This window comes from Anaerotignum faecicola (assembly GCA_024460105.1).
Lineage (GTDB): Bacteria > Bacillota > Clostridia > Lachnospirales > Anaerotignaceae > JANFXS01.
This window is the reverse complement of record JANFXS010000584.1, coordinates 1-388: the sequence shown is the minus strand read 5'-3', so window position 1 is coordinate 388 and position 388 is coordinate 1. Positions and strand designations below refer to the sequence as shown.

The window sequence follows — 388 nt, the reverse complement described above, 5'->3', positions numbered from 1 at the left end:
AACCGTTAATGTATTCTTGGTATACAAGTAAGCCATGGCAGAACGCTCCTTCACCATCACCTGATACTCATCAAAATATGGTTTTCTGGCGTCGAAGGTCAGCTCTGCATTGCCCTTGTCGATTAAGTCTGTCATCTCAGTATCTCTTAACTGGCAGAAGTTAACGGAGCTGTCCGGATGGATCATCTCACGGCTCTCGCTCGGGTCCAAGGTACCGCCGGAACCGATGGTTCCCATATCGTGCTTGCCGTCTAACATGTTGCTCATAAGGGTCGGGAAGTCTACCTGTTCAATCTGAACCTTAACGCCCACCTTCTGTAAATCCTGTACGATCAGACGCTGACCTTCTATATTGCGGCAGGCAACAGCATTACCGAGCGTACAGCGG

General features: G+C 49.5%; 1 protein-coding gene. It reads right to left on the bottom strand.

Features of this window, described 5'->3' with window-relative positions:
- A partial coding sequence (locus NE664_15510) for a peptide ABC transporter substrate-binding protein (GenBank protein ID MCQ4728040.1) occupies positions 1-388 on the bottom strand: 388 nt, incomplete at both ends.